We start from the raw sequence: 26729 nt of genomic DNA, 5'->3' as shown, positions 1-26729 counted from the left end.
GATCCGCCTGGGCTCCTGGAAGCTGCCGTACCGCCGGGGCCAACGTCGGGATCGTCCATTCGCGGGGCGACTCCGACCACTACAAGTCCTACGGCAAGCTCGTCCCGTAACCGCCGGTCCGAGGGACTGCGGCATACGCCCTCTCAGCTGCACCTCTTCGAGTCCGGCTTCAGAAACTCATCCCGCTCCATGACCTTACCGCCGTCGATGCCCGTGATCACCTTGCCGGCCTTGAGATCCTGCAGTTGCTTGATCGTGAAGGTGACTTCGCTATCAAGGCTGGATCCCTTGACGGCCCCGTCAATGTCGGCAACGTATGTACCTGGGCGGTTGAGATCCTTCAGCGTCGATCGGTAGACCTCCCAACCTGCAGGAGCACGGAACAGCTCCACCTCCCCCGGGGATCCCGGACTCAGGTTGCTACTCGCCGCCCATCGTTCCAGTTCCCCCTCCTCTTCGTCGCGGAGCACAGAGACCTCGTGGACGTCGTAGTCCGGGCAGGGTGCTATGAGCAAACGAACTACACCCGTCTCTGTGCGTTCCACGCCGAGCAGCGGACCGGGAGCCGGCGTGCAAGCCAAGGCTCCCGCAAGCACCAAAGCGGTAACCGCTACGACCGACCACATCTCCGAACCGCCTGGCCTCCTGCCGGTTGCTGCCGTCACGCTATTCCCCCCCACCCAAGCCACCCGCCCAGGCGAACGAGCCACCGCCCTCCTCTTCCACGGATCTACGACTGCCACAGGAGAGGCATCAGCCAGGGAACGTCCCTACGGTGCACAACGCTTCCGGTCCGGCTTCATGAACTCGTCCCGGTCCAGCACCCTGTCGCCATGAATTCCCGTGATCACCTCGCCCGCTTTGAGGTCCTGCAGTTGCTTGACGGTGAGGGCGACCCGACCGTCCAGGCTGGTCTCCTTGACGGCCCCGTCGACATCGGCGACGTATCTGCCGGGGCGGCTGAGGTCCTTCAACGTTGATCGGTAGACTTCCCAGCCCGCAGGAGCCTGGAAAAGCTCCACCTCCCCTGGCGATCCCGGGCTCAGGTTGCTGCTCGCCGCCCACCTTTCCAGGTCCCCTCCCTCTTCATCGCGAAGAACGGAAACCTCGTGGACGTCGTACGCCGGGCAGGGTGCGATGAGGAGGCGAACAGCACCCGTCGCCGTACGCTCCACGCCGAGCAGCGGCTCGGGAGCCGGTGTGCAGGCCGAAACCCCCATGAGGACCAAAGCCGTAGCCAGTACGACGGACCACACCCGCGGACCGCCTCGTCCCACACATGTCGCAGCCTCCATGCTATTCATAGCCACCCCACCAAAGGTTGGCCTCCCTCTCAAATCGGTTTTTCTTTGCCGGATCTCCCCATGTCAGGAGCCCCGATTTCAACGATTGAGCAGAATAGCTGGCGATGAACAATTCCCCCTTGACGTACCTCGCCCACTGACGGGAGTGAACAGCCTCGTGGCGCTCGATGTCAGGACCACGCTGTGCGGCCACACGGCGCCGGCGGGGCCACCGCAGTCGTGGCCGGCGACCTGCCCGGAGCAGGGGCAAAGCCGAGCTGCAACTTGAAGGCCCGCTTCTCAACCCTCGCCGGCTGAGCTGATCAGGTCCCGCCGTGATCCGTGACTCCCAGAGCGGTGAGTAGCCGGGGTGTAGTTCCGGTGGAAGACGTCCACGCCGGCCTTCTCCAGCGCTTCGGCGTAGGCCCGGCCCTCGTCGCGCAGCGGGTCGTACTGGGCGGTGCCGATGATCGCCGGGGCGAGCCCTTCGAGGTTTCCGGCGAAGAGGGGCGAGATCCGCCAGGAGCCCCTGACCTCGGGGTCCTCGCCCGCGTAGCCGCGCCGGATCTCGGCGACCAGCTGCGGATCTGATCACCGGCGACGAACCCGACGCGACCAAACCGACGGCCGCCGTCGCCGCGCTGCTGCGCTGAACCGAACTGCCCGCCGGGACCGGAGCGTGGGCGGCGGGTCAGCGGCGCAGTCGTACGGCGAGCGTGGCGAGCCAGGCGCCGGGGGTGAACGGTACGGGGGGCTCGACCTCCGCGCCGAGCGTCAGCAGCGCCAGGGCCAGGACGTCCTCGTCGAGGCCGAGGGCGAGGAGGTCGTGCAGCTCCCCCGTCAGCTGGGCGACCAGCCCCGTGTCGGTGCCCTCCAGGTAGTCGGCGAGCGCGGCCTCGTGATCGCCGAACTCGTCCGGCATGTCCTGCGAGAACCAGCCACCGAGCAGTTGCGCCAGCTCGGGGAAACGGGCCCGCCACTCCCATGGCGTCGTGGGCGCGGCAGGCGCCGGCGCCCGCCCCTTCGCCAGGCTCTCGTCGAGCCGGTCGGCGAGGCCCGTGAGCCAGTCCCGGATCTCTTCGGGCGGCAGCCCCACGTCGGGCAGCCGGTAGTACTCGCCGAGCCGCAACCGCAGCCGCCCCGGCGGGTTGTCGGCGTAGACGCGCAGCTGCTCGGCCGCAACGGCGATCGCCCAGGGCCGGGTGCGCCAGGTCTGCCGCAGATAGCCGGCCACCGCCTCGGGGGCGTGCGGACCGAGGCCCAGGTGGGCGCGGACGACCTGGTCGAGCTCGCCGTACTTGCGGTCGTGCTCGGCGGGGTTCAGGGACACGGAGGCCTCTACAGGTCGACGGGCAGGGAGGAGTGCACGGTGAAGGGGTGGGCCTCAGGCTCGCCGGATCCGGTCCGGCGGAGCACGACCCGGGCGGCGCGCACCGGGATCGGCTCCTGGCCGGCCAGCGCCATCCCGGTGGTGAGCAGCGTGCCCACCGGATCGGGCCGTGAGGGCCAGGCGGCCTCGATCACGAGCCGCTGCCGGGTGGACTGGGCGAGCCAGCGGTGGATGACCTGCTCGTTCAGCGCGATCACCTGCTGGGTGGCCCACTGGGCGGTCACCCGGTCCGGGAAGGTCGCGGCGCGGTCGGCGCGGGCGGGGACGGGTGATGCGGAGGGTGCGGGAGGTGTCGTCACGTCAGGCACCGCCCCAGCCGCGCAGGGTGGCCCGCTGAGCGGCGGAGTAGTTGGCGTGCCCGGTGGTGACGACGGCGTGCAGCCACTTCTGCGCGGCCTGCAGGTCCTCCATCTGCCGGTCCCAGCGGTCGAGTTCGTCCACGAAGGCCTCACGGGCCTCGCCCTGCCAGGCGAGGACGACCGGCACCGTACGGTCGTACAGTGCGTTCAGGCGCTCGTTGAGCTTCTTCACGATGTCCTCGAGGTCGCCGGCGATCTCGCGCAGCGCGACCAGGTCGACGGTGATCGAGCCGTCGTCGTTCACGTTTCCCCCTGCCTTAAGGACGTTCGGACGCGCGTTCGGATGCACGTTTCATCTGTCGTTTCAAATGTCGTTTCATATGTCGTTGATCCTGCTGGTCGGCGACGCTCCGCCGGCGGGGCCCGCGCCGGCCGGTCCCTCGCCGGACAGTCCGCGCACCTCGGCATCGACGTCGATCCTCTTGATCTCGGCCCGGAACTGCCGCAGGACGTCCAGCTCCTGGCGCGTGAACCCGTCCCGGCTCATCCTGACCGCTGTCGCCAGCACCCCCAGGATCTCCCGGATCCGTACGGCGTCGGCCCCGGCCTCGCGGTGCAGCTTCCGGTACGCCGTCGCCGCCTCGCTGCGCCATCGCGCCTCGGCCCGGTCGACGATCGCGTCCATCCGGCGCACCTGCCCGTCGATGTGCGTCCGCATGGCGTCCAGGTCGTCCGCGAGACGTCTCAGGTCCTCGTCCGTCACGGCGAGGTTCGGCTCGATGGGCATGGCGGCGGCTCCTTCCGGGGCGATGGGGTGGCGGGTCAGTGCTGTTCGGCGAAGTGGGCGTGGACGGCGTCGAGGAGGAGGCGGACGCGTGCATGGGTCATGTGGGGTTTGACGGTGGCGAAGGCGGCATCCAGCTCGGCAGGCGTACTGAACATGTACAGGAGGCGCTGCAACTCTCCTGCAAGATCGGCGAATTCCTGACAGTCTGGATGCTCGCTGGCCAGGATCTCCTCCAAGGCCTCGTCCACACTGTCGTACTCCCCAGAGACCATCCGCCCGATGACGGCTGATGGCAGCGAGAAGCGGTGGCCGGCCTCCCAGTCGGACAGCGGCAGCTCCGTCAGGTCGGGATAGGAGAGGAACTGGCGATCACGGATGAGCGCGGCCAGCGAGCGCAGGAAGTCCGCCGGCGGATCGTCGCCGGCCGCCCGCGCCAGTGCCTGGCGGTACTCGGCGGGCCTGGTACCGAACGCCTCGGTGCCGACCTCGTCGGCCAGCAGGTCGAGCAGGGAGGCCAGCACCGCGGGCGGCATCGCCATGGACGTCGCCCTGGAATCCAGCAGGTACCGGGACAGGCGATGGAGTTCGTCCTCCAGCGGTGCGGCCCCCGGGCTGCGCGACGCGACGGCGATGCGCAGGAGGAGTCCCACCGCCCCTTGGGTGAGGAATTCGTGGTGTTGCGGGCTCATGAGGCGCATGTTACGGCGGGCACGGGAAGGCGGTGCGGACATAGAAGGTCCCGGACTCCGGCGAGTAGGCGAGGATCAGCCTCACGCTGTGGACCTGGGTCGGCTGGGCGTGGAAACCCTGAGCGGCGAAGTCGGACTGCGAGATGGAGGATCCCGTCACGACGTCGTTGCCGTTCGCGTCCGTGACGGTGAAGTCATCGAGCGTTGGCGAGGATCCGGGTTTGAAGGTCCCGTTGGCCACCCGCTGCTTCTGCTTGTCCATCCATTGCTTGATCGTCTCGATGTTGTCGGGGTCGTTGAGCGCGGCCTGGACGTGCTTCTGGGCGGCCGGCAGGTCCGGGAAGGCCGAGGCGTCGACACCCTGGTCGCGTACGCGCATCCGCAGCTGGTCGGGGGTGAGGCCGACGTGCCGGTCGATCGTGTGCGCGTCCTTTCCCGGCTTCAGCGGCTCGGGGGGCGGCGGCTGGAAGGGGTTGGTCTCCCATTCCATCGAGGCGAGGTCGATGCCGAACCGGTTGCTCGGGTCCCGCGACTGCTCGTTGAGCGGCACGATCGACCGGTCGAACTCGAACAGCGAGCGCGCCCCGAACGCCTCCGCCCTCGCTGACTGCGCCTGGAAGGTGGGCACCGCGCGCGAGGCCTCGCGCAGCGGTTCGAGCAGGCCCTTCACCTTGTCCGTCTGGGCCCGCAGCGTGGTCTCGTAGGCGTCGACGGCCCTGTTGACGGCGTCCGTGTCGATGCTGAGGAGCACTGCGGCTCCCAGGCCCTTCCACAGCTTCTTCAGGCGCTCGAAGAAGTTCCCGATGAAATCCTTGAGGTCGGTCAGTTCGAGCAGGGCCAACGCGTCCTTGATGGCCCGGTACAGGATCTCGCGCAGCTCGGTGCGGACCTTCTGAGCGGCCTCCGCGTAAGAGCGGACGGCCTGGGCCAGGGTCTGGGACGTGGTGCTGAGGACACCGAAGACCGGAAGGCTGGAGCCCGCGCCGGTCGGCGGTTTGTGCCCCCACTCGTAGCCGGCCGTGTTCTTGCCCCAGGCCTTCGTGCCCCAGACCGACGACACGAACTCCAGCATGGCGCCGTGCCAGTCACTGTTGGCATTGTCCGTAATGGCGTCGATGGTGGTGGTGAGCTGTCCCTGGATGGTGCCGATGCTCGTCTGGTACGGCAACCAGGCCTGTGAGAGTTCGTTGACCCTGAGGTAGTTCGGGAGCGGAAGGATCTCCAGCGCGCGACCGGTGCGCAGCGCATCCTCGATCACGGTGCGCATCAGGGAGCCCGGGATGTCGCCGTCGTCGAAGACGTCGGCGAAGTCGTCGACGGCGTTGCCGTCGCGCACACCGAACGGCGGCGGGGCCGGGTACGCCGGAGGGGCGGTGATGACCTGCGGTGGCTGCTGTGGCGTGAAGAACGGATTGAGCGGGTGGGTGGCCGCGTCCGCCTGCCGGAAGTTGTTGGCCGTGGTGGTGAATCCGACCGCCGCGCCGCCGATGGCGACCACGGCCTTGCCGTGCACCTCCATGAGCAGGGCGACGACCGCGGCGTACTGGGTGGCGAACTCGGCTGTGACGGTGCCGGATCCGCCGACCTTGGAGTATCCGGCGTGCACGTCGAGGAACTGGACGAGCGCTTTGTGGAACGACTGCTGCTCGACGGCGAGGGCCGTCGACACCTGGTACAGGTGGAGCGGCTGGACGTCGAAGCCGCCGGGGCCCGTCCACGGGTCGGCCACCTGAGGTGCGGGCGCGGGAGGCAGCTGGGGCGGCGGACCGGAGTCCGGCGGGGCCGGCGGCGCGTTCGGACTCGGCGACGGCGACGGCGTCGGCTGCGGGCCGGGCGTGCCCGGCGGCTGCCCCGGAGACGGCAGATGCGTCGTGCCGGGTGTCGGTGTCGTGGTGGGCTGCGGGCTCGGGGTGGGGCTCGGCGACGCCGTGCCGGTCGGGCTCGGACTCGGGGTGGGCGGGCTCACCGGAGCGTCCCGTCCGTGCCACCCGTTCCGCACGCCACGCTCGCCACGCTCGCCGCACGGGAGTGCACGTACGCAGCCGGGCCCCGTTCCTGTCCCATGAGTCCCCCCGACTCCTCCAGCTCCGGCCGAAGCTAACAGGACGACACGTCAAATCCCATGATCTGCAGGAGCCTTGACCGAAAGAAGCCGCACCTACGTCATCGGTCCCGCCGAATCACGGGTGCTGCCGAGCGCGTAGACCCACAGACGTTGTTCCTTGCGCGGCTTGCTGAAGCCCGGCCTCGTCCCATCGGGGTTGAGTGCCTGCCCCTGCCCACGTGAGTACGCGTACTCACGCACAGGGGGGCGGCTTGATCAGAGGCTGTGCACATGAGACGAATCCCTGCCTCGACCGGCATGTTCGCCCGCTTCTCACGCCGGCCGCGGCTCACCCTGGCCATCACGGCCTTCGGTGTGCTGGCACTGGGCGCGTGCGGCACCGTGAAGACGACGACCAGTGGGGAGCAGACCGTGCGCGCGGAGGCTGCGGGAAGCCGGCAGCCCGATCCGACCCTCGCGGAGGTACAGGAGTACATCGAGCAGTCGTGCCCCGCTCCGGGCACCCCGCCCGTGGCGCAGCCGAGCAGCCCGCCGACGCCGCCCGGCGTGAAGGTGCCGGACGACGCGATCGTGCCGATCTCGCCCACGGCGGGACCGGAGGTAGAACTGGACGGCCGTGACTGGTGCGCGAGCCACCACCACGAGCAGCGCATCGCCGAGGCCCTCTGGGATCTGGTGAACCCCACCCCCACGAAGGTCAGGACGATCCTGAACGACCTCGGCTATGCCGACGAGCGCATCCACGACCTGAGGCAGTCCGGTGCGACCACGCGGTTCTTCCTCGACCTGCGCGAGCAGGGCGGGCGGCTCTGCTTGGAGGGCTCGGCAGCCGGCAAGGAGACCGTCGTCGACAAGTGCGTGGCCCCCGCAACCGGCCCGTTCACGCCCGGAGACCGGAACCGGTGACCGCCGGCAACCTGCCACGCCTTCAGCGGGTGAGTTCCCGCGGGTCCAGTGGCATGCGCCAGACGTTGCGGCGGTGTGCCGCCTCGAACTCCGCCTGCAGGGCGAGCGGAGGAACGGTCAGGACGGGGCAGGCCGCGTGCGCGAGGCAGTACCGGGCCACCGACGGACGGACGAGGCGACGCAGCCAGGACCGCGACCCCGAACCCACGACGATGAGGTCGTCGGGGTCACGGGCGGTGTCCACGAGTGCCGCCCCCGCGGTGGCCCGCACCGTGAGTCCCGCGAGCGTGACGCCGGGCCTGTCGGCGCGGAACGCGGTGTCGAGGACGCCGCGCAGCCGCTCCACCGCCGCGGCGCGGTAGTGCGCCAGACCCGAGATCCCGCACGGGTGACGGCTGCCCATCGTGCCGCCCGGCGCCTGCCATGCCAGCACGGCCCACAATTCCGCGTCACGCGCCTCCGCTTCGGTCGCGGCCCGGTGCAAGGCCGCGAGGCTGCCCAGGGTGCCGCTGACACCGACCACGACTCTCGGCACGGGATCCTCGCTCTCCACGCTCGTCTCTTTGGGCGATGGCACCGGGGCGGCCGCGGCGGAAGTCCGGCCGGGCTCTGCGGCGCCGGCCGGGGTCCACGTCGTCCATCCAACCGGTCGCGAGGGGCCGCCTCAAGCGCTCATACGGCTGCCTGACAGGGTCCTGATGAGAATCATCCGAGGCCGGGAAGGGTGGATATGACCAGGTCGATGAGTTTGATGCCGACGAACGGCAGGACGAGCCCGCCCAGGCCGTAGACGGCGAGGTTGCGGCGCAGCAGGTCGTGTGCGGAGGCGGGCGTGTAGCGGACGCCGCGCAGGGCGAGCGGGATCAGGGCGATGATGATCAGGGCGTTGAAGATGATCGCCGAGGTGATCGCCGACTGGGGACTGTGCAGGCCCATGACGTTCAGCGCTTCCAGGCCGGGGTAGGCGGCGGTGAACATGGCCGGGATGATCGCGAAGTACTTCGCGACGTCGTTGGTGATGGAGAAGGTGGTCAGCGCTCCGCGGGTGATCAGGAGCTGCTTGCCGATCTCGACGATCTCGATGAGCTTGGTCGGGTCGGAGTCCAGGTCCACCATGTTCCCGGCCTCCTTGGCGGCCGAGGTACCGGTGTTCATGGCCACACCGACGTCCGCCTGGGCCAGCGCCGGGGCGTCGTTGGTGCCGTCTCCGGTCATCGCGACCAGCTTCCCGCCGGCCTGCTCCCGCTGGATCAGAGCCAGTTTGTCCTCCGGCGTGGCCTCGGCCAGGTACTCGTCGACACCCGCCTCGGCGGCGATCGCCCGGGCGGTGAGCTCGTTGTCGCCGGTCACCATGACCGTACGGATGCCCATGCGGCGCAACTCCGCGAACCGCTCCCGGATACCGTCCTTGACCACGTCCTTGAGGTGGATGATGCCGAGCACCCGCGGCCCGTACCGGTCGTGGACGGCCACCAGCAGGGGCGTGCTGCCGGACTGGGCGACCTGGTCGGACCAGGCGGCCGCCTCGGCCAGGACCGTTCCGCCGCGCATCGACACCCAGTCCATGACCTGCGCGGCCGCGCCCTTGCGGATGGCGAGGCCGGCGCCGTTCTCCCAGCTCAGGTTGATCCCGCTCATGCGGGTACGGGCGCTGAACTCCGTGAAGCGCGGGTTGGTGAGCTCGTGCACGGCCGGCGCGGCGAGGCCGTACCGGGCGGCGAGCTCGACCACCGACCGGCCCTCGGGCGTCTCGTCGGCGAGCGAGGACAGCTGGGCGGCTTCTGCCAGCGCGGTGTGGTCGACCCCGGGCAGCGGGATGAACGCGACGGCTTCACGGTTGCCGTGGGTGATGGTGCCCGTCTTGTCGAGGAGCAGGGTGTTCACGTCCCCGGCCGCCTCGACGGCGCGGCCCGACATGGCCAGCACGTTGCGCTGCACGAGTCGGTCCATGCCGGCGATGCCGATGGCGGAGAGCAGGGCGCCGATGGTGGTCGGGATCAGGGTGACGAGCAGGGCCACCAGGACCGTGGTCGACTGGGCCGCCTTCGCATAGGCCGCCATCGGCTCCAGGCTGACGACGACCAGGATGAAGGCCACCGTGAGCGCGGCCAGCAGGATGTTCAGGGCGATCTCGTTCGGGGTCTTCTGCCGGGAGGCGCCCTCGACCAGGCGGATCATCCGGTCGATGAAGCTGTCCCCGAGCCGCGAGGTGACCCGGATGACGACCGAGTCCGAGAGGACAGTGGTACCTCCCGTCACACCCGAACGGTCGCCGCCCGACTCCCGCAGAACGGGGGCCGACTCGCCGGTGACGGCAGACTCGTCCACCATGGCCGCCCCGTCGACCACGTCCCCGTCGGCCGGGATCATCTCGCCCGCCTCGACGAGCACGAAGTCGAACGGCTGGAGCTCAGCCGGCGTCACCACTTCGGTCTCCGCGGCACGCAGGTTCGTACCGAACGTCCAGTGGTTGAGCCGCACCGCCACCGTGTCCGTACGGGCCTTGCGCAGCGAGGCGGCCTGCGCACGGCCGCGGCCCTCGGCGACCGCCTCCGCGAAGTTGGCGAAGAGCACCGTCAGCCACAGCCAGATGCTGATCACCCAGGTGAACACCGACGGGTGGATGAGTGCGGAGAGCGTGGTCAGTACCGATCCGACCGCGACGACGAACAGCACCGGCTTCTTGACCAGTTCGCGCGGGTGCAGCTTGGCGAACGCCTCCCGGGTGGCAGCCGCCGGCTGCCCCGGCTCGAGGAGGCTCGCAGGCCCCGGGCGCTTGTGTGGCGGCCGGGTGACCGGGGACTGCGGCGGGGTACCCGGACCCGGAGGAACGTGCTGCGCGGCAGCGGAAGACATCGGGAGACCTTCTCAGCGGATTCGGAGAGGAAAGCGGCCCCTGCCCGCACGGCGGCGGACAGGGGCGCGGAGTAGGGGGCTGCCGGAGACCCGCCACATGGGCCCCCTCGGCCGTCGACACGCGAATCGGGTCCCGGCAGCACAACAGGCAGAAACCTACTGCCCGTTCGCACTGGGTTTCCCGCGCTCGGGCGGGAATTGGCGGCATCTTGACGGGCGGCGCACGGAACGCGTCAACCGGCCGTCAAGAGGGCATCAGTTGCCGTCGGTGGTGATGCGGAACCGGAGTCGGCAGATCACCGCATCGGTGTCCCGGCGGACCGCGTGGGCGACCAGCGAGCCACGCTGGTTCTGCAGGATCCGCTGCCACAGGCGGGCGGGCTCGGTCTCCGGGATCAGGACCGTCACCTGGGCGTCCGGCTGCTGCTCCGCCAGCTCGCGGACGTAGCCCGACACCGGGCGTCCCAGCGAGCGCGTCGGCGAGGACAGCTCGATGAGCTCGACGCCCGGGTTCCACAACTCCCAGTCGCGGCGCAGCGCCTCCGCGGCCTTGCGGTCCTCCGGGGCCGGGTGGGTGACCGTGACCGCCAGGACCTCGTCGCCGAGCGAGCGGGCCGCGGTGAGCGCCCGGCAGGTCAGCAGGGACAGCCCGGCCACGGGGACGACGACCAGGGAGCGGGAGCGCTGCGGGGCTTGCGGGACCCGGCCCAGCTCCAGGCGCTCACCGATCTGCCCGTAGGCGCGGTGCACCTTCTCGAAGGCGAGAACGAGCAGCGGCAGGGCGAGGACGATCAGCCAGGCGCCCTCGGTGAACTTGGTCGCGGTGACGACCACCGCCGACACGCCGGTCAGCAGCGCGCCGAAGCCGTTGAGTGCGGCCTTCGCCCGCCAGCCCGCGGGGCGTTCGAGCGACCAGTGACGGACCATGCCGACCTGGCAGATGGTGAACCCGACGAAGACGCCGATGGCGAAGAGCGGGACGAGGCTGTTGGTGTCTCCGCCCGAGAACAGCAGCAGGGCGGCGGACACCGCCGCCAGGGCGAGCACCCCGTGCCGGTGGACCTGGCGGTCGGCCTTGAGAGCGAAGACGTGCGGGAGGTAGTTGTCCCGGGCGAGCAGGCTCATCAGCACCGGGAGGCCGCCGAAGGAGGTGTTCGCGGCGAGTGCCAGCAGCACCATGGTGGCGAACTGGACGACATAGAAGGCGGCGTTGTGGCCGAAGGAGGCGTCCGCGAGCTGCGCGAGGACGGTCACCCCCTCGACCGGCTGGAGGTGGAAGCGGCCGATCAGGATGGACAGACCGATCAGCATCACGCCGAGCAGTGCGCCGAGGGCCACCTCGGTGCGCTGGGCTCGGCGGGCGGCCGGGGCCCGGAAGGACGGGACCGCGTTGGCGACGGCCTCGACACCGGTCAGGGCGGAGCAGCCGGCGGCGAACGCCTTGAGAAGCAGCAGAGCGCCGACGGTGGTGGCGCCCTCGCCGAGCGAGGAGGCGTGCCCGGCGGCGGACTCGGTGCTGACGGGCCCGTCCCGGAACAGACCGACGGTGATCATCGTGAGGATCGAGCCGACGAACACGGCGGTGGGGACGAGGAACGCCTTGGCCGAGTCGACCACACCCCGCAGGTTCACAGCCGTGACCAGGACCAGTACGCCCAGGCCGATCCACACCCGCTCCCCGTACAGCGCCGGGAACGCCGAGGTCAGGGCGGCCACACCCGCGGTGACCGACACCGCCACGTTCAGGACGTAGTCCAGGATCAGCGAGGCCGCCGCGACCAGGCTCGTACGCCTCCCCAGATGCCGCTTGGCCACGGCGTACGAGCCGCCGCCGTCCGGGAACGCGGCGATCACCTGCCGGTACGAGGCCACCAGCACGGCCAGCAGGGCGGCGATCGCGAGGGTGACGGGGAGGGTGAAGCCGAGGCCGTACGCACCGGCCGCCGCGAGCACGAGCACGATCGACTCCGGGCCGTACGCCACGGAGGCCATCGCGTCCAGTGACAGCGCGGCCAGCCCCTGGAGCGCGGTCAGCTTGTGCCGCTCCCCCGAACCGCTCGCGCCCTGCGCCCCGGTATCAGGGGGCTCCTTCCGGCCCGCCCCCTGCCCGGCAGCCGTCGGTTCACCTGTACGTATGGCCATGTCGCTTGATCCTCCGTGTGAGGCAAAGTGAGGAAAGCGTCGGCGCGGCAGGAGTCGGCCACCAGCGTTCTTGCCGGGATCCATATGCCCGCCGTCCCACTCTTCACGCCTTCCATACGCCAGAACCGGCCGGGCGTACGGGAAGCGTCAAGACCTCGTCCGGACGCTCGGCTCTGCCCCGGCCGGGGGCAGGGTGGTGGATGCACCCCGGCTCCGGAAGAGAGGAAAGCCCGCCGATGAGTATCGAGAACGTGGTCGGCCTGATCATCGCCCTGTGCCTGCTCGGCTATCTGGTCGTCGCGCTGATCAGGCCCGAGAAGTTCTGAACCCACTGCCCGAACCGGTTCCGGACCCCGTCCCGGAAGGGACGAAAGCCGCACTTCGCGGCTGGTCGCGGCGGCGGCCGTCAGAAGGGCGTTAAAGGTTCCCGTGCCTCCGTATGGACCTCGTCAAGGTCTCTTAACGCGGAGGACGACTCACGGTTTGCTCGTTCTCGGCCACTCGGCCGAATTCCATTTCATCACTTCATCAGGAGCTCACGATGGCCGATCTGGCCTTCGTCGTCACCACGATCGCGGTCTTCGCGCTGGTGGCTCTCATCGCCAAGGGGGTGACCAAGCTGTGACTCTCGAGAACGTTGTCGGCCTCACGGTGGCCGTCGCCCTGCTCGGTTACCTCGTCCTCGCCCTTGTGTACCCGGAGAGGTTCTGAGCCGATATGAGTCCCCAGATCGCTGGTGTGCTCCAGCTGCTCGCGCTGATCGCCGCGCTCGCGCTGGCCTACCGTCCGCTCGGCGATTACATGGCCCGGGTCTACTCCTCCGAGAAGCACTACGCTCCGGAGAAGTGGATCTACAAGGCCATCGGCGCCAACCCCACCGCCGAGATGCGCTGGCCCGCCTACCTGCGCGGCGTCCTGGCCTTCTCCGCGGTGAGCGTCCTCTTCCTCTACGCCCTGCAGCGTCTGCAGGGCTCCCTGCCGGGCTCTCTGGGCTTCCAGGCCATCGACCCGGACCAGGCGTTCAACACGGCCGCGTCCTTCGTGGCGAACACGAACTGGCAGTCGTACTACGGCGAGCAGGCCATGGGCCACGTCGTGCAGACCGGCGGCCTCGCGGTGCAGAACTTCGTCTCCGCCGCCGTCGGCATGGCCGTCGCCGTGGCCCTCGTACGGGGCTTCGCCCTCCCCCGAGCTCTCGGCTCCGCTCGAGCAGGGGGGACCCCCATCCGCAGCGGTGAGCTCGGCAACTTCTGGGCCGACCTGGTCCGCGGTGTCGTCCGCATCCTGCTGCCGCTCGCCGTGATCGGTGCGATCATCCTGGTCGCCTGCGGCGCCATCCAGAACTTCGCCGGGATCCACGAGGTCGGCCAGTTCATGGGCGGCACCCAGGAGTGGAACGGCGGCGCGGTCGCCTCGCAGGAGGTCATCAAGGAGCTGGGCACCAACGGTGGCGGTTACTTCAACGCCAACTCCGCCCACCCCTTCGAGAACCCCACCCCGTTCACGAACCTCTTCGAGGTCTTCCTGATCCTGGTCATCCCGTTCTCCCTCACCCGGACCTTCGGCAAGATGGTCGGCTCGGTGAAGCAGGGCTACGCGATCCTCGCGACCATGGCGATCATCTGGATCGGCTTCACCGCTCTGATGATGTGGACCGAGTTCGCGGGCAGGGGGCCGGCCTTCGAGGCCGCCGGCGGCGCGATGGAGGGCAAGGAGACCCGGTTCGGCATCGGCGCCTCCGCGATCTTCTCCGTGGCCACCACCCTCACCTCGACCGGCGCGGTCAACTCCTTCCACTCCTCCTTCACCGGCTTCGGCGGCGGCATCCAGCTGCTCGGCATGCAGCTCGGCGAGATCGCCCCCGGCGGGGTCGGTTCCGGCCTGTACGGCATGCTGATCATGGCGATCATCGCGGTGTTCATCGCCGGCCTGATGGTCGGCCGCACCCCGGAGTACCTGGGCAAGAAGATCGGCACCCGCGAGATCAAGCTCGCGGCCTGCTACATCCTGATCACCCCGGCCCTGGTGCTCGGCTTCACCGCCGCGGCGATGGCCCTGCCGACGCCGGTGAACTCGATGACGAACAGCGGAGCGCATGGCTTCGCCGAGATCCTCTACGCCTACACCTCGGGCGCCAACAACAACGGCTCGGCCTTCGCCGGCCTGAACGCCGACACGCAGTGGTTCAACAGCACGATCGGCATCGCGATGCTGCTCGGCCGCTTCCTGCCCATGGTCTTCGTCCTGGCCCTCGCCGGCTCGCTGGCCGAGCAGAAGCCGGTACCTGAGACGGCGGGCACCCTGCGCACCGACAAGCCCCTCTACGCCGGCCTGCTCGTCGGCACGATCCTCATCATCACGGGTCTGACCTACTTCCCGGCCCTGGCGCTGGGTCCGCTCGCCGAAGGGCTGGCGTCATGACCTCCGACGTCAAGAATCAGGACACCGTGTCCACCACAGCCACTCCCACCCGTGCTCCGCACCAGGACGTGCCCACCGGCCACAAGCCGGGCGGCGGCCGTGTCGGCGGCGGCCTCTTCGACCCCAAGCAGCTGCTGAAGTCCTTCCCGGACGCCATCCGCAAGCTCGACCCCCGCGTCATGATCAAGTCCCCGGTCATGTTCGTGGTCCTGATCGGCTCGGTCGTCACGACCGTGCTCGCGATCAAGGACCCGACGGACTGGTTCGGCTGGGCCATCACCGCCTGGCTGTGGCTCACCACGATCTTCGCCAATCTCGCCGAAGCCGTCGCCGAAGGCCGCGGCAAGGCCCAGGCCGACACCCTCCGCAAGGCCAAGACCGACTCCGTCGCCCGCCGCCTGAGCAAGGACGGCAAGAGCGAGGAGCAGGTCCCGGGCACCGAGCTGCGCATCGGCGACCTGGTCGTCTGCGAGGCCGGCGACATCATCCCCGGCGACGGCGACGTCGTCGAGGGCGTCGCGTCGGTCGACGAGTCCGCGATCACCGGTGAGTCCGCTCCGGTGATCCGGGAGTCCGGCGGCGACCGGTCCGCGGTCACCGGCGGCACGAAGGTCCTCTCCGACCGGATCGTCATCAGGATCACCACCAAGCCCGGTGAGACCTTCATCGACCGCATGATCGCGCTCGTCGAGGGTGCCGCACGGCAGAAGACCCCCAACGAGATCGCCCTCAACATCCTGCTGGCCTCGCTGACCATCGTCTTCCTGCTCGCCGTGGTCACGCTGCAGCCCTTCGCGATCTACGCCGGGGCCGAGCAGTCGATGATCGTGCTGACCGCACTGCTGGTCTGCCTGATCCCGACCACCATCGGCGCCCTGCTCTCCGCGATCGGCATCGCCGGCATGGACCGCCTCGTGCAGCGCAACGTGCTGGCCATGTCCGGCCGGGCCGTCGAGGCCGCCGGCGACGTCTCCACCCTGCTCCTCGACAAGACCGGCACCATCACCCTCGGCAACCGCCAGGCCGCCGAGTTCGTGCCGGTCAAGGGCACCACCGCCGCCGAGCTCGCCGACGCCGCACAGCTCTCCTCCCTCGCGGACGAGACCCCCGAGGGCCGTTCCATCGTGGTCCTGGCGAAGGAGAAGTACGGCCTGCGCGAACGCCACCAGGGCGAGCTGTCCCACGCCGAGTGGATCGCCTTCACGGCCCAGACCCGCATGTCGGGCGTGGACGTGGACGGCCGCAAGGTCCGCAAGGGCGCGACCGGGTCCGTCATCGCCTGGGTGAACGAGCGCGGCGGCGAGGTCTCCGAGGACGCCCTGACGCTCACCGACACCATCTCCCAGGCCGGCGGCACCCCGCTGCTGGTGGCCGTGGAGGACACCGACGGCGCCCGCGTCCTGGGGGTGATCCACCTCAAGGACGTCGTCAAGGAGGGCATGCGCGAGCGGTTCGACGAGCTGCGCCGCATGGGCATCAAGACGATCATGATCACCGGTGACAACCCGCTCACCGCCAAGGCCATCGCCGAGGAAGCAGGCGTCGACGACTTCCTCGCCGAGGCCACCCCCGAGGACAAGATGGCCCTCATCAAGCGGGAACAGGCCGGCGGCAAGCTCGTCGCCATGACCGGTGACGGCACCAACGACGCGCCCGCGCTCGCGCAGGCCGACGTCGGCGTCGCGATGAACACCGGAACGTCGGCGGCCAAGGAAGCCGGCAACATGGTCGACCTCGACTCCAACCCGACCAAGCTCATCGAGATCGTCGAGATCGGCAAGCAGCTCCTCATCACCCGCGGAGCCCTGACCACCTTCTCCATCGCCAACGACGTCGCGAAGTACTTCGCGATCATCCCCGCGATGTTCGCCGTGGTCTACCCCGGCCTCGACAAGCTCAACATCATGGGCCTGAGCTCCCCGGAGTCGGCGATCCTCTCCGCCGTCATCTTCAACGCGCTGATCATCATCGCGCTGGTGCCGCTCGCCCTCAAGGGCGTCCAGTACAAGCCGACCAGCGCCGACAAGATGCTCCGCCGCAACATCGGCCTCTACGGCCTCGGCGGCCTGATCGCCCCGTTCATCGGCATCAAGATCATCGACTTCCTCATCTCCTTCATCCCCGGAATCGGCTGAGACAGGACCATGAACAACTCCGTAGCCAACACAGCACGTCTGATCGGTGCGGGTCTGCGGGCCCTGCTCGTTCTGACCGTGATCTGCGGCGTGCTCTACCCGCTCGCCGTCACCGGGATCGCCCAGGCCCTGTTCAACGACAAGGCCAACGGCTCCGAGATCAAGGACAAGAGCGGACAGGTCGTCGGCTCCTCCCTCATCGGGCAGACCTACAACCTGCCCAAGCAGGACCCGAACAACCCCGATGAAGCGGTCAAGCCGGACCTGAAGTGGTTCCAGCCCCGCCCCTCCAACGGCCTCGGCTCCAACAGCGTCAACACCCAGTACTCCCTCATCCTGTCCGGCGCCACCAACCGCTCCGGCGACAACGGCGCCATCGACGGCACGTGCACCGAGGACGCCGAGGAAGGCACCCTGTGCGCCCAGGTCCTGGCCGCCAAGGAAGCCGTCATCACCGACAACTCCACCAACGGCTACAAGGTCAAGCCCGAGGACGTGCCGGCCGACGCCGTCACCTCCTCCGGCTCCGGCCTCGACCCGGACATCTCCCCGGCCTACGCCGAACTGCAGACCCACCGCGTCGCGGAGAAGAACAACCTCTCCGTCGCCCAGGTGGAGAAGCTGGTGAAGGACCACACCGAAGGACGCCTGCTCGGCTTCATGGGCGAACCCCGTGTCAACGTGCTGGAGCTCAACATCGCCCTCAAGGCACTGTCCGAGAACTGAACGGTTCACCGCACGCACCGGGACCGGTGGAGCTCCGAGCTCCCCAGCCACCGCTGGGGACGCCCGCGAAGCCCCACCGGTCCCGCACCGTGCTCGCAACGAAGGAAGGCTGCACACCGATGACCCGGGTGCTGGTGGTGGAGGACGATCCCCAGCTCGTCCGCGCGCTGAAGATCAATCTCCAGGCGCGCAAGTTCGACGTCGAAGAGGCGTCCGACGGCAGCACGGCCCTGCGGCTCGCCGCTGCACGCAAACCCGACGTCATCGTCCTCGACCTCGGGCTGCCCGACATGGACGGCATAGAGGTCATCAAGGGCGTGCGCAGCTCCAGCAAGGTCCCGATCCTGGTCCTGTCCGCCCGGCACACCTCGGAGGACAAGATCCGGGCCCTGGACGCCGGCGCCGACGACTACGTCACCAAGCCGTTCAGCATGGACGAGCTCCTGGCCCGGTTGCGCGCGGCCACCCGCAGGCAGGCGGAGCCCGCTCAGCGGGCCGACGACGTCACCGTGATCACGACCGACGAGTTCAGCATCGACCTGCTCGCGAAGAAGGTGCGGCGGGGCGACCGCGCCGTACGGCTGACCCCGACCGAATGGCACCTGCTGGAGATCCTGGTCACCCACCCGGGGCACCTGGTCACCCAGCGACAGCTGCTGCTGGAGGTCTGGGGCCCGACCTACAGTGAGAACACCAACTACCTGCGCGTCTACATGGCCCAGCTCCGGCGCAAGCTGGAAGCGGACCCCTCCCACCCCCGGTACCTGATCACCGAGCCGGGCATGGGCTACCGCTTCGAACCGTGACAATCGGGCCGGCCCTCACCGGCCGGCCCGGACCACGGCACACAGACCTGTCAGCACACACGAGAAGTCGGCTTCATGGGACGCGGAAAACTCCGGATCTACCTCGGCGCGGCACCGGGCGTCGGCAAGACGTACGCGATGCTCTCCGAGGCGCACCGCCGGATCGAGCGGGGCACCGACTGCGTCGTCGGCTTCGTCGAGCACCACAACCGGCCCCGCACCGAGGTCATGCTGCACGGCCTGGAGATGATCGAGCGGCACGAGATCGAGTACCGAGGCAGCACGTTCACCGAGATGGACGTCGACGCGATTCTCGCGCGGCGGCCGGCCGTGGCCCTCGTCGACGAGCTGGCGCACACCAACATCCCCGGTTCCCGCAACACCAAGCGGTGGCAGGACGTCGAGGAACTGCTCCAGGCCGGCATCGACGTGGTGTCCACGGTCAACATCCAGCACCTGGAGTCCCTCGGCGACGTCGTCGAGACGATAACCGGGGTCCGGCAGCAGGAGACCGTCCCGGACGAGGTCGTGCGCCGCGCCGACCAGATCGAGCTCGTGGACATGTCCCCGCAGGCGCTGCGCCGCCGTATGGCGCACGGCAACGTCTACAAGCCCGACAAGGTCGACGCGGCGCTCTCGAACTACTTCCGCCCCGGGAACCTGACCGCCCTGCGCGAGCTGGCGCTGCTGTGGACCGCCGACCGGGTGGACGAGTACCTGCGCGAGTACCGCGGAGAGCACGACATCCGCACCACCTGGCAGGCCCGCGAACGCATCGTCGTCGGCCTCACCGGCGGCCCGGAGGGGCGGACCCTGATCCGCCGGGCCGCCCGCCTCGCCGAGAAGGGCGCCGGCGGCGAGGTCCTGGCGGTCTACATCGCCGCCAGTGACGGCCTCGGCTCGGCCTCGCCCAAGGAACTGGCCCTCCAGCGCACCCTGGTGGAGGACCTCGGCGGAACCTTCCACCACGTCATCGGCGACGGCGTCTCCGACGCCCTGCTGGAGTTCGCCCGCGGGGTCAACGCCACCCAGATCGTCCTGGGCGTGAGCCGCAGGCGGTCCTGGCAGTACGTGTTCGGGCCCGGTGTCAGTGCGACCGTGGCCCGCGAGTCCGGCCCGGACCTCGACGTGCACATCGTCACCCACGACGAGGCCGCCAAGGGCCGCGGACTGCCCACGCCCCGCGGAGCGCGGCTGAGCAGGTCCCGCATCATCTGGGGCTGGATCATCGGAATCGGTGGCCCGGCCCTGCTCTCCCTGCTGCTCAGCCGGGTCCTCCCCGATCTCGGGCTCGCCAACGACATGCTGCTGTTCCTCACCTGCACGGTGGCGGCCGCACTCCTGGGCGGACTCCTGCCCGCGCTGGCCTCGGCGGCCGTCGGCTCGCTCCTGCTGAACTACTTCTTCACCCCGCCGCTGCACCAGCTCACGATCTCCGACCCCCGCAACATCGTGGCCATCTCGATCTTCGTCGGCGTGGCGGTGTCGGTGGCCTCCGTGGTGGATCTGGCCGCCCGCCGCACCCACCAGGCCGCGCGGCTGCGCGCCGAGTCCGAGATCCTCTCCGTCCTCGCCGGCAGCGTGCTGCGCGGCGAGGACTCCGTGCCCGCCCTGCTGGAGCGCCTTCGCGAGACCTTCGCGATGGACTCGGTGGCGCTCCTGGAGCGGGCGAGCGACGTGGACCCGTGGACCACGGCGGCGTCCGTCGGACCGCATCCGGTCGGCCGGCCGGAGGACGCCGACGTCGACACCCCGGTCGGCGAGAACATGTCCCTCGCCCTCACGGGACGGGTGCTGCCCGCCGAGGACCGGCGGGTGCTCGGCGCCTTCGCCGCCCAGGCCGCCGTCGCACTCGACCGCCAGCGGCTCCTCGGCGAGGCGGAGGCGGCCCGCCGGCTCGCCGAGGGCAACCGGATCCGCACCGCCCTGCTCGCCGCGGTCAGCCACGACCTGCGCACCCCGCTCGCCGGCATCAAGGCCTCCGTCACCTCCCTCCGCTCCGAGGACGTGGAGTGGTCCGAGGAGGACCGCGCCGAGCTGCTGGGAGGCATCGAGGAGGGCGCCGACCGCCTGTCCGCCCTGATCGGGAACCTCCTCGACATGTCCCGGCTCAACACCGGCACCGTCGTCCCGCTCATCCGCGAGACCGATCTCGACGAGGTCGTCCCCATGGCCCTGGGCGGCGTACCGGAGGACAGCGTCGAGCTCGACATCCCCGAAACGCTGCCGATGGTCGCCGTCGACCGGGGCCTGCTGGAGCGCGCCGTGGCCAACATCGTCGAGAACGCCGTCAAGTACAGCCCTCACGGGCAGCCCGTCCTCGTCACGGCCAGCGCCCTGCACGACCGCGTGGAGCTGCGCGTGGTGGACCGGGGGCCCGGCGTCCCCGACGAGGCCAAGGACCGCATCTTTGAACCCTTCCAGCGCCACGGGGACGCCCCGCGCGGTGCCGGAGTCGGCCTCGGCCTCGCCGTCGCCCGCGGCTTCACCGAGGCCATCAGCGGCACCCTCTCCGCGGAGGACACCCCCGGCGGCGGACTCACCATGGTCCTCACGCTGCCGATGGCGGGAGAGGGACACCCGGCGGCGGCGGACCTGCCCACGCCGGTCGTCTCCTGACGCAGTCGCTCCCGCCTGAGGGGCGGCCCTCCGAGAAGGGGGCCGCCCCTCAGGCATTCCCGCCCATACCTCCGTCATGACCCCATATGGGTGTCATCAAGGACGGGTGAGGTCCCTTGAGTCCGGTCCCGCGCCGCAGTTGTATGGCTGGCGTGAACAGCGGTCTGCGTCATGACGACCGGCCACCGAATCCGGTGCCGCCGGTGAGCCGCGCCGCTCGTCCACCCGCGCGGTAGGGCTTCCTTTCCCCCCGCGCCCCTCCTCCCACGGCCGCGGACTGCCCGTCACCTCACCCGGCCGTGCCCGCCCGTGCACGCCCCTCCTTCCGGGGCGTGCACGGGACTCCTTGCCTGCAACTCCACACCGTTCACCCGCACGTGCAATGTCGCACGTGCCCACATCCAGGAAACGGACCATGTCGTCTGCCACCCTGTCCGGCCGCACCGTTCTGGTCACCGGAGCCACCTCCGGCATCGGCCACGAAACCGCACGGCAGCTCGCCGCGAGCGGTGCCACCGTGCTGCTGCACGGCCGGAACGCCGAAGAAGCCCAGGCCGCCGCGGACGGTCTCGCCGCGACCACAGCCGAACTCCCCGCCTCCCGGCTGGTGCCGGTGTCCGCGGACTTCAGCCGTCTGGAGGAAGTGGAGCGGCTCGGCAGGTTCGTGGCGGGCCACTATCCGCAGCTGGACGTCCTGGTCAACAACGCCGGCATGGCCGCGCCGGAACGGCACACCGTCACCTCCGACGGCAACGAGATCGCCTTCCAGGTGAACTTCCTGGCCCACTACCTGCTGACCCACCTGCTGGAGCCGGCCCTCACCTCCGGACCCGGCGGCCGGGTCGTCAACGTCTCCTCCACCCTGCACCGGACCGGCTCCATCCAGTGGGCCGACCCCAACCGCACCCGCCGCTACTCCCGGCTCGCCGCCTACGCCCAGGCCCAGCTGGCGCTGACCGTGTTCGCCGCCGACCCCCGGGTGACGGCGGTCTCCGTCCACCCCGGCATCTGCGACACCGGCCTGCTGCACCTGTACGGGCACGAGGGCGCGACCCCGGCCAAGGGCGCCCGGCACGTCGTACGGCTCTGCGAGCCCTCGACCGAGATCGTCAACGGCGCGTACTACGACCGCTCCGAGCGCGTCGAGCCCGCCCCCGCAGCGACCGAGGAACGCACCGTCAAGCGCCTCACCAGGCTCGCCGACGTCCTCGTCGGCCACACGGCCTGACCCGAACCACGACCAACCACACAGACCCGGAGTGCGGGGCGGCCCGAGGCGGTGGGCCGCCCCGCACTCCGATCCCGGGGGCATCGCAGTGATCGAGATCCTGTCGCACCAACTTCCCACCCTGACACGCTGGTTCCCGGCCGGCGCGGCCGGCCCGGGGGCCCTCGTGGAACACGCCCTGGCCACCGGCCACGGCCGCTGGTGGGCCGACCGGAAGGTCCGGCCGCGGGTGCTGGCCGTCAGCTGCGCCGACCAGGTGCTGCTGCGCGGCGACCCGGCCGCGCTGGCCCCCGGCGCGCTCGCTCCCTTCGCCCACAGCTACGTCGAGGCACCCGCCCGCTTCGGAGCGGCCCTGCACTCCGCGTTCGACCGGGTGACCCCGTGGGAGCGGATGGTCTACGTCCACCAGCAGCACGTCGGCATGCCCAAGGTGCCGCGCGGGGTCACCGTGCGGCGGCTGACCGCCGACGACGCACCCACCCTGGATCCGCAGGGAGCCTGGATCCACTCCACCTGGGGCAGCCCGGCCGCCCTCTCCGCCTCCGGCTACGGCTGGGCCGCCTTCGAGGCGGACGGGCGCATGGCGGCCGTGGCCGTCACCCGCTTCCGGGGAAGCGCCTACGAAGACCTCGCCGTCCTCACCCACCCCGACCGGCGCCGTGAACGCCTCGCTCTTGCCTGCGTGACCGCACTGACCGCCGATGTCGCCGCGCGCGGCCGCACCGCCAGCTGGTGCTGTTCGCGCGACAACCGCGCGAGCCGCCTGCTCGCCTGGACCGCCGGCTTCCGGCTGGTCCGCGAATACGTCCACCACGTCACGGGCCGGCCCTCGACCCGCGGCACCCGGATCGCCGCCTGACCGCCCCTCACACTGCTTCCCGCCGCTCGGCGCAACGGCCGTCAACACGCCATCAGCGATTCGCTCGGGTGGTGTCAAGAGACCGCCGGGGACGTTTCGCACACGTGGCGACTGGTGTTCGCTGGAGAAGTTGTGGTCGTACGGAGGGGTCGAGTACGAGTGAGCACGGAAAGTGTCGTGGGCATCGTCGTCGCGGTGAGCCTGGTCGGCTATCTGGTCCTGGCGCTGTTCTTCCCGGAGAAGTTCTGAGCATGGCCGTCGTTGAGGGAACGCTCCCAGCAGACCGGGCGGCGGGGCGGCCGGGCCCGAGGCCCGGCAGGCTCAAGGTCTTCCTGGGCGCGGCGCCCGGGGTGGGCAAGACCTACCGGATGTTGGACGAGGCCCATCGCAGGGTGTCCCGCGGCACGGACGTGGTGGCCGGGTTCGTGGACTGCCGCCGGCGCCCGCACACCGAGGCGCGGCTGCGCGGACTGGAGGTCCTCCCGCCGGCCGGGGTCGAGTACCGCGCCGGCCGTTACGCCGAACCGGACCTGGAAGCCCTGCTGGCCAGACGGCCGCAGGTGGTGCTGATCGACGAGCTGGCCCACACCAACGTCCCCGGCGCCGAGGGCGCGGGCCGGAACGCCAAGCGCTGGCAGGACGTCGAGGTCATCCTGGCCGCCGGGATCGACGTGCTCACCACGCTCAACGTCCAGCACCTGGCATCGCTCAGCGACGTCGTCGGCAAGATAACCGGCGTGCCGCAACGGGAGACCGTGCCGGACGAGTTCGTCCGCCGTGCCCACGAGATCGAACTGGTCGACATTCCCCCCGAGGGACTGCGCCGCAGGATGGCCCACGGGAACATCTACCCCCCGGAACGGATCGACGCCTCCCTCGCCCACTACTTCCGGCAGGGCAATCTCATCGCCCTGCGCGAGCTGGCCCTGCTGTGGCTGGCCGGGCGGGTGGACGAGGCCCTGCAGAGGTACCGCAGCGACCACGGCATCGGCGGCGTGTGGGAGACCCGGGAGCGGGTCGTGGTCGCCCTCACGGGCGGGCCGGAGGGCGACACCCTCATCCGCCGGGCGGCGCGCATCGCGGGCCGCTCCGCCGGCGGGGAACTCCTCGCCGTGCACGTCACCCGCAGCGACGGCCTGGCCGCCGGGGTGTCGCACGCGGCCCTGGCCGCCCAGCGGGCCCTGGTCGAGGGCCTGGGCGGCAGCTACCACCAGATCGTCGGCGACGAAGTGCCCACGGCCCTGGTGGACTTCGCGACGGCGGAGAACGCCACGCAGCTCGTGCTCGGTACCAGCCGCCGCGGCCGGCTGGACCGTTTCCTCACCGGCCGGGGCATCGGCGAGACGGTGGTGGAGCTGTCCGCGGACATCGACGTCCACATGGTCACGCACGAGCGGGCGGGGCGCGGTCGGCTGCTGCCGTCCCGGCGACGCACCCTTCCGCCCTCCCGGCTGGTCGCGGGGCCGATCGCGGCCCTGCTGCTCCCCGTGCTGTTCAGCCTGGTCCTCGACCGCATGCGCGGCTCCCTGAACCTCACCAGCGAGGCATTGCTGTTCCTCGTCGTCGTGGTGGGCGTGGCGTGCATCGGCGGAGTCACCTCCGCCCTGATCGCGGCCCTGACCGCCGCGCTGCTGCTCAACTACTGGTTCATGCCTCCCATCGGCGCCTTCAACATGAGCGAACCGGACAGCGTGCTGGCCCTCGTCGTCTTCGCCGGTGTCGCCGCGATCGTCGCGGCGGTGGTGGACCGGTCCCTGCGGCTGTCCCGGCGCGCCGCCCGGGCCACGGGTGAGGCGGAAACGCTGTCCTCGCTGGCGGGCAGCATCGTCCGCGGCGACGCCACGATCCCCGCGCTGCTGGAACGTACGAAGGAAACCTTCGGCATGGAGTCCGTGGAACTGGCCTCCGGGCCCGTCGGTGCAGGGTCCGGACCGGCCGCCGCCCTGGTGGTGGCAGCGGGTCCCGAGGCGACGCTCGTCCTGCGCGGGCGTCCGCTGCCGTCCTCCGACCGGCGGGTGCTGGCGGCCTTCGCCGCCCACGTCGGCGCCGCAGTCGAGAAGGCCCGCCTGGCCGAGGTCGCCGCCGAGGTGGAGCCCATGAAGGCGGCGGACAGGCTGCGCACCGCCCTGCTCCGGGCCGTCAGCCACGACCTGCGGACCCCGCTGGCGGGTGCCCTGGCCGCCGTCAACTCCCTGCGCAGCACCGAGGTCGAGTTCTCCGCGGAGGACCGGGCCGAACTGCTCGCCTCCGCCGAGGCATCACTGCTCCGGTTGCACCGCCTGGTGGAGAACCTGCTCGACCTGAGCCGCCTCCAGGCCGGCGCCCTCACCCTCGAACTGCGGCCCGCCGCACTGGAGGAAGTGCTTCCCGCGGCACTGGACTCGCTCGACCTCGATACCACCGCCGGCGCCCGTGTCGACGTACAGCCCCTGGAGGCGGCACCGGCCGTGCTGGTCGACCCGCCCCTCCTCGAGCGGGTACTGGCCAACCTCGTGGGCAACGCGGTACGTCACTCTCCGGGGGACCGTCCCGTCCTGGTGTCCGCGAGTGCCCTGGCCGGGCGGGTCGAGGTACGGGTCGCCGACCGCGGGCCCGGGATCGACGCCGCCGACCGCGAGCGGGTCTTCGAGCCCTTCCAGCGCCTCGGCGACCGGGACAACACCGCGGGCCTCGGCCTCGGTCTCGCACTGTCCCGCGGACTCACCGAAGCGATGGGCGGCACCCTGTCACCCGAGGACACCCCCGGTGGCGGACTGACCATGGTGGTGTCCCTCCCCGCCGCGGAGCCGCTCCCGCAGCAGCTCTGATCCCGCGCCTCCATTCTCGCCGGTCACGGTGTTCGGCGAGGCGGTCTCGGGCCGGTCCGGTCCGGTCCGGTCAGTCGGAGTGCCTCGCCCGTGACGGTCACGCTGCCGCAGCATTCCGCCACGTAGCGCAGCGCCTGCCAGTGCCGTTCCCCGTCGAAGTCGGCCACCGCGTCGGCGACGAGGAAGGGCTGGACATCGTGGGCGAAGGCATCGGTGGCGGTCAGCAGGCACCCCAGGTGGGCGTACACCCCGGTGATCAGCAGCTGGTCGCGTCCCCGTGCCGCGAGTACGGCGGCCAGGCCGGTGCAGTGGAAGGCGCTGTAGCGGTGTTTGGTGAGGACCGTGTCCCCCGGTGCCGGGGTCAGCGGCGCGGTGATCCGGTCGTCTTCGGGCCGTGCGCCCAGGCCCGGGCCCCAGAAGTCGGCCAGCAGACCCCGCGCGGAGGCAGGTTGGCGTGGTGGCTGGGCCGTGTAGACGACGGGGATTCCGCGTTCTCGGCAGGCGGTGAGCAGGAGGCGGATGTTGGCCACGGCCTGCCCGGCGGGAGCGCCGTCGGCGAAGGCGCGCAGGAAGTAGTTCTGCATGTCGTGCACGAGGAGTACCGCTCTCGTGCCGTCGGGGGTCCAGTCCACGCGGTTGAGGGCGAGGCAGCGCGCATCGGGGAGTTCGTAGGGTGCGATGTGGGGCAGGGACATCCGTCACTCCTGGCAT

The 26729-nt window shown here is 70.4% G+C and carries 25 protein-coding genes; 12 read left to right on the top strand and 13 right to left on the bottom strand.

Features of this window, described 5'->3' with window-relative positions; all coding sequences use genetic code 11:
- Positions 1-143: 143 nt before the first annotated feature.
- From ACGFQ9_RS06135 to ACGFQ9_RS06095, 9 genes are all read right to left on the bottom strand, one after another.
- Positions 144-545 carry a hypothetical protein gene (locus ACGFQ9_RS06135; RefSeq protein ID WP_393571657.1) on the bottom strand — a complete coding sequence of 134 codons (402 nt, stop codon included), beginning with the start codon at positions 543-545 and terminating at the stop codon, positions 144-146.
- A 225-nt stretch (positions 546-770) separates the two neighbouring features.
- The gene (locus tag ACGFQ9_RS06130) at positions 771-1022 is read right to left on the bottom strand and encodes a hypothetical protein (RefSeq protein WP_393571655.1); all 252 of its coding nucleotides are present in this window, start codon (positions 1020-1022) and stop codon (positions 771-773) included.
- A 561-nt stretch (positions 1023-1583) separates the two neighbouring features.
- Positions 1584-1799, bottom strand: coding sequence for an alpha/beta hydrolase fold domain-containing protein (locus ACGFQ9_RS06125; RefSeq protein ID WP_393571883.1), 216 nt, complete (start codon positions 1797-1799; stop codon positions 1584-1586).
- Positions 1800-1974: 175 nt separating this feature from the next.
- Entirely contained in the window at positions 1975-2613 is a 639-nt protein-coding gene (locus tag ACGFQ9_RS06120) for a contact-dependent growth inhibition system immunity protein (RefSeq protein ID WP_393571653.1), read from the bottom strand.
- A gap of 8 nt (positions 2614-2621) precedes the next feature.
- Entirely contained in the window at positions 2622-2972 is a 351-nt protein-coding gene (locus tag ACGFQ9_RS06115; RefSeq protein ID WP_393571651.1) for an RNase A-like domain-containing protein, read from the bottom strand.
- 1 nt (position 2973) lies between these two features.
- Entirely contained in the window at positions 2974-3276 is a 303-nt protein-coding gene (locus ACGFQ9_RS06110; RefSeq protein ID WP_393571649.1) for a WXG100 family type VII secretion target, read from the bottom strand.
- A gap of 72 nt (positions 3277-3348) precedes the next feature.
- On the bottom strand, positions 3349-3759 hold the full coding sequence (locus tag ACGFQ9_RS06105) for a WXG100 family type VII secretion target (protein WP_393571647.1): 411 nt from the start codon (positions 3757-3759) through the stop codon (positions 3349-3351).
- A 35-nt stretch (positions 3760-3794) separates the two neighbouring features.
- Positions 3795-4448, bottom strand: a complete 654-nt coding sequence (locus ACGFQ9_RS06100) for a hypothetical protein (protein WP_393571645.1) — start codon at positions 4446-4448, stop codon at positions 3795-3797.
- 10 nt (positions 4449-4458) lie between these two features.
- Entirely contained in the window at positions 4459-6177 is a 1719-nt protein-coding gene (locus ACGFQ9_RS06095; protein ID WP_393571643.1) for an RNase A-like domain-containing protein, read from the bottom strand.
- Between the two features lie 606 nt (positions 6178-6783).
- Between ACGFQ9_RS06095 and ACGFQ9_RS06090 the strand changes: the two genes are divergently transcribed.
- A complete protein-coding gene (locus ACGFQ9_RS06090; protein ID WP_393571641.1) occupies positions 6784-7419 on the top strand; it encodes a hypothetical protein in 636 nt (211 codons plus the stop codon).
- A 22-nt stretch (positions 7420-7441) separates the two neighbouring features.
- Here ACGFQ9_RS06090 and ACGFQ9_RS06085 read toward each other — a convergent pair whose 3' ends face one another.
- From ACGFQ9_RS06085 to ACGFQ9_RS06075, 3 genes are all read right to left on the bottom strand, one after another.
- The gene (locus ACGFQ9_RS06085; protein ID WP_393571639.1) at positions 7442-7972 is read right to left on the bottom strand and encodes a universal stress protein; all 531 of its coding nucleotides are present in this window, start codon (positions 7970-7972) and stop codon (positions 7442-7444) included.
- A 152-nt stretch (positions 7973-8124) separates the two neighbouring features.
- Positions 8125-10275: a potassium-transporting ATPase subunit KdpB gene (gene kdpB / locus ACGFQ9_RS06080; protein ID WP_393571637.1), complete on the bottom strand. Its 2151-nt coding sequence runs from the start codon at positions 10273-10275 to the stop codon at positions 8125-8127.
- Between the two features lie 255 nt (positions 10276-10530).
- Positions 10531-12417, bottom strand: coding sequence for an APC family permease (locus ACGFQ9_RS06075; RefSeq protein WP_393571635.1), 1887 nt, complete (start codon positions 12415-12417; stop codon positions 10531-10533).
- A 236-nt stretch (positions 12418-12653) separates the two neighbouring features.
- Here ACGFQ9_RS06075 and kdpF (ACGFQ9_RS06070) point away from each other — a divergent pair, with 236 nt between their 5' ends.
- The 11 genes from kdpF (ACGFQ9_RS06070) to ACGFQ9_RS06020 all read left to right on the top strand — a co-directional run bounded on the left by kdpF (ACGFQ9_RS06070) (position 12654) and on the right by ACGFQ9_RS06020 (position 26018).
- Positions 12654-12743: a K(+)-transporting ATPase subunit F gene (gene kdpF, locus ACGFQ9_RS06070; RefSeq protein ID WP_393571633.1), complete on the top strand. Its 90-nt coding sequence runs from the start codon at positions 12654-12656 to the stop codon at positions 12741-12743.
- A 295-nt stretch (positions 12744-13038) separates the two neighbouring features.
- The gene (gene kdpF, locus ACGFQ9_RS06065; protein ID WP_393571631.1) at positions 13039-13128 is read left to right on the top strand and encodes a K(+)-transporting ATPase subunit F; all 90 of its coding nucleotides are present in this window, start codon (positions 13039-13041) and stop codon (positions 13126-13128) included.
- 6 nt (positions 13129-13134) lie between these two features.
- On the top strand, positions 13135-14838 hold the full coding sequence (gene kdpA / locus ACGFQ9_RS06060; RefSeq protein ID WP_393571629.1) for a potassium-transporting ATPase subunit KdpA: 1704 nt from the start codon (positions 13135-13137) through the stop codon (positions 14836-14838).
- Positions 14835-16973 carry a potassium-transporting ATPase subunit KdpB gene (kdpB, locus tag ACGFQ9_RS06055; protein ID WP_393571627.1) on the top strand — a complete coding sequence of 713 codons (2139 nt, stop codon included), beginning with the start codon at positions 14835-14837 and terminating at the stop codon, positions 16971-16973. The genes kdpA and kdpB (ACGFQ9_RS06055) overlap by 4 nt, the downstream gene beginning before the upstream one ends.
- Positions 16974-16982: 9 nt before the next feature.
- The gene (locus ACGFQ9_RS06050) at positions 16983-17699 is read left to right on the top strand and encodes a potassium-transporting ATPase subunit C (protein WP_393571625.1); all 717 of its coding nucleotides are present in this window, start codon (positions 16983-16985) and stop codon (positions 17697-17699) included.
- 119 nt (positions 17700-17818) lie between these two features.
- Positions 17819-18505, top strand: coding sequence for a response regulator (locus ACGFQ9_RS06045; RefSeq protein WP_393571623.1), 687 nt, complete (start codon positions 17819-17821; stop codon positions 18503-18505).
- Positions 18506-18580: 75 nt separating this feature from the next.
- Complete coding sequence (locus tag ACGFQ9_RS06040) at positions 18581-21124, top strand: ATP-binding protein (RefSeq protein WP_393571621.1); 2544 nt, start codon at positions 18581-18583, stop codon at positions 21122-21124.
- A 415-nt stretch (positions 21125-21539) separates the two neighbouring features.
- Positions 21540-22352: an SDR family NAD(P)-dependent oxidoreductase gene (locus ACGFQ9_RS06035; RefSeq protein WP_393571619.1), complete on the top strand. Its 813-nt coding sequence runs from the start codon at positions 21540-21542 to the stop codon at positions 22350-22352.
- 88 nt (positions 22353-22440) lie between these two features.
- On the top strand, positions 22441-23211 hold the full coding sequence (locus ACGFQ9_RS06030; RefSeq protein WP_393571617.1) for a GNAT family N-acetyltransferase: 771 nt from the start codon (positions 22441-22443) through the stop codon (positions 23209-23211).
- A gap of 159 nt (positions 23212-23370) precedes the next feature.
- Positions 23371-23460 carry a K(+)-transporting ATPase subunit F gene (kdpF, locus tag ACGFQ9_RS06025; protein WP_393571615.1) on the top strand — a complete coding sequence of 30 codons (90 nt, stop codon included), beginning with the start codon at positions 23371-23373 and terminating at the stop codon, positions 23458-23460.
- 2 nt (positions 23461-23462) lie between these two features.
- The gene (locus ACGFQ9_RS06020) at positions 23463-26018 is read left to right on the top strand and encodes an ATP-binding protein (protein ID WP_393571613.1); all 2556 of its coding nucleotides are present in this window, start codon (positions 23463-23465) and stop codon (positions 26016-26018) included.
- Positions 26019-26041: 23 nt separating this feature from the next.
- Here ACGFQ9_RS06020 and ACGFQ9_RS06015 read toward each other — a convergent pair whose 3' ends face one another.
- Positions 26042-26713: an isochorismatase family protein gene (locus ACGFQ9_RS06015; protein ID WP_393571611.1), complete on the bottom strand. Its 672-nt coding sequence runs from the start codon at positions 26711-26713 to the stop codon at positions 26042-26044.
- Between the last annotated feature and the right edge of the window lie 16 nt (positions 26714-26729).

The sequence above is a fragment of the Streptomyces sp. NPDC048603 genome (assembly GCF_043199475.1).
Classification (GTDB): Bacteria; Actinomycetota; Actinomycetes; order Streptomycetales; family Streptomycetaceae; genus Streptomyces.
This window is presented reverse-complemented; position numbering and strand designations above follow the sequence as displayed.